Annotated in this window: 2 protein-coding genes; both read right to left on the reverse strand. The window is 63.4% G+C overall.

Features of this window, described 5'->3' with window-relative positions:
- Positions 1 to 100: 100 nt before the first annotated feature.
- The gene (istB, locus tag NZL82_RS19725; RefSeq protein ID WP_037557560.1) at positions 101 to 937 is read right to left on the reverse strand and encodes an IS21-like element helper ATPase IstB; all 837 of its coding nucleotides are present in this window, start codon (positions 935 to 937) and stop codon (positions 101 to 103) included.
- A complete protein-coding gene (gene istA / locus NZL82_RS19730) occupies positions 934 to 2,406 on the reverse strand; it encodes an IS21 family transposase (RefSeq protein ID WP_224312209.1) in 1,473 nt (490 codons plus the stop codon). The genes istB and istA overlap by 4 nt, the downstream gene beginning before the upstream one ends.
- Between the last annotated feature and the right edge of the window lie 231 nt (positions 2,407 to 2,637).

The following is a 2,637-nucleotide window of genomic DNA, read 5'->3' on the forward strand; positions in this document are numbered from 1 at the left end:
TGTAGCGCGACGATCTGGATGAGAAGTTAGCGACGATCAGGATGAGAAGCGCTGATCGCGACGAGGTCGTTTTGGTGTGTTTGATTGCCGCTGGCAAGACCTATGTCTCAGGTTGATTGTCGGGGAGCGACACATCGGTATTTTTGGCTGTGGCGACCTTGGCGGGGCGACCTGCCCCCTGCTGTTTTCGCTCGATAGCCGTGCGCCGCCGATAGCTTTCGACATTCATCTCGAAGATGGTGGCGTGGTGCACGAGGCGGTCGACGGCGGCCAGCGTCATTGCGGGATCGGGGAAGACCCGGTTCCATTCGCCGAACGGCTGGTTGGCGGTTATCATCAGCGAACGCCGCTCGTATCGCGCGCTGATCAGCTCGAACAGAACCGAGGTTTCAGCCTGATCCTTGGCGACATAGGCAAGGTCGTCGAGGATCAGAAGGTCGAAGCGATCAAGCCGATTGATCGCGTTCTCGAGCGCGAGCTCGCGGCGCGCGACCTGTAGTTTCTGGACGAGGTCGGAGGTGCGGACGAACAGCACCCGCCAACCCTTTTCGATCAGCGCGAGCCCGATGCCCGACGACAGATGCGATTTTCCTCCGCCGGGCGGGCCGAACAGGATCAGGTTTGCGCCATTTTCGAGCCAGCTGTCTCCGGCACAGATCGCCATCACCTGCGCCTTCGATATCATCGGAACCGCGTCGAAGTCGAACGTATCGAGCGTTTTTCCCGGCAGCAGTTTCGCCTCCGCCAGATGCCGCTCCATGCGGCGGCGACCGCGTTCGGCGATCTCATGCTCGGTGATCGCGCTGAGGAACCGCGCCGCCGGCCAGCCCTCCTTGTCGGAACGCTCGGCGAACGTCGGCCAGAGCTGTTTGATTGTCGGCAGTCGCAGCTCGTTGAGCATCAGCGTGAGCTTTGTGACATCAATACCCTGGTTCATGCCATTTCCTCCGCGCGAGGAGCCAGGAGCGCTTCATAGGCGCTCAGCGGGACGAGCTCGACGATGACCTCGGGCAGCGCCGCGGGGTCGGGCGCGAACCGCGCCCTAAGCATTGCCATGTCCGGCATACCCTGCGGCGTCGCTAGCAGGGTTTCCAACACAGCGGCGAGTTCGGCCTCGCAGGCCCGCTCATGCGCGAGGCTAAGAAGCTCGACCATTGTCCGGCACGCGACCCGTTCGGCGAGCCGCTCCAGCAGCCGATCGAACATGCGCCGGTAGGCCTCGCGCGGGAAGAGCTGGTGGCGATAGACAAGATTCAGCAGCGCCATCGGTTTGCGCCGAAGCGCATGGATGACATGGCGATAATCGACGACATGGCCATGTTTGCCGCTGCGCTCGGCGCGGCCGCGCGGAAGCGTAAAGAGCGGTGTGCCGCCGAGGAACAGCTCAAGCCGATCGTCGTAAAGTCGAACTCGCAGTCGATGGCCGATCAGCCGCGACGGCACGGTGTAGAACACCTTGCGCAGCGTGAACCCGCCCGAGGAGGTCACCATGACAAGCACCTCTTCATAATCGCTGGTGCGCATGCTCGGTAGCGACTGAAGCGCCGCCCGTTCGGCGTCGATCCGCTTCGCGCACCGCGCATTCTTGCGCGCGACGATCTCGTCGACGAAGCAGCGATATTCCGCAAGGTCGTCGAAGTCGGCCGATCCGCGCATCAACAGCGCGTCGCGCACCGCCGCCTTCAGATGCCCGTGCGCGCTCTCGATCGCGCCATTTTCATGCGCAACACCGCGGTTATTGCGGGTCGGCTCCATCCGGTAATGGCGACACAGCGCGTCATATCTGTGCGTCAGATCCTCGCGCGCCGATGCATCCAGATTCCGGAACGCCGCCGACAGACTGTCGCTGCGATGCTCGCGCGGCGCGCCGCCCAGCGCCCACAGGGCATTCTGCAGCCCCTCCGCCAACGCGACATAACTCTCGCCGCCCAGGATCACATGGGCATGCTCGAAGCCAGAACAGGCGAGCCGGAAGTGGTACAGCCGGTGATCGAGCCCGACCCCGGCGATGTGTACGCCCAGATCGGCCATGTCGGTAAAATCCGACAGCCCCATCCGACCCGGCTCGTGCACCTGGCGGAAGATCACGTCGCGATCCGGGCCTTGCAGCGCCCGCCAGCTTCGAACCCGACGCTCCATCGTCCGCCGCACCCCATCGGGAAGCTCAGGATGACGACGCTGCATTTCTTCGAACACCGTCACGGCCCGGAGTCCCGGCGCCGCCTCCAGCAGCGGTACAACTTCGCTATCGAAGATATCCGCCAGCGGATCGGGGCGCCGGCGACCGCGCGGCTCTTTCTTCTGCGAGGGCAACTGCGCATCCCGCTCCAGCCGATACGCCGTTGCCGTGCTGAACGCCGCGCACGCCGCCGCCGAGCGCGGCGACACTGTCTGTCTCATCTTCATATATAATCTCACCTGATGATCGTTGATATGTCTCCCGGGCACCGCATCTCCCCTTCCAAAGGAGGCGCCACCTGGCAGGTCACGATCACCAAAAGCGCCATTCCAAAAGAAAAGACGCTTGCGGGGGTGTGTCTGTCGCTCCTCGGGGCTTCGCCCCTCGTCCCGACAGACACACCCCCGCCATTCTCATCTAGATTGTCGCGCTGTTCTCACCTTGATTGTCGCGCAGCA

It is taken from the genome of Sphingomonas sp. LC-1 (genome assembly GCF_025371035.1).
GTDB classification, from domain to species: Bacteria; Pseudomonadota; Alphaproteobacteria; order Sphingomonadales; family Sphingomonadaceae; genus Sphingomonas; species Sphingomonas sanguinis_E.

Coding starts and splice junctions, on each gene's coding strand:
- istA (WP_224312209.1), bottom strand. CDS start 2,406: ATGAAGATGAGACAGACAGTGTCGCCGCGCTCGGCGGCGGCGTGCGCG.
- istB (WP_037557560.1), bottom strand. CDS start 937: ATGAACCAGGGTATTGATGTCACAAAGCTCACGCTGATGCTCAACGAG.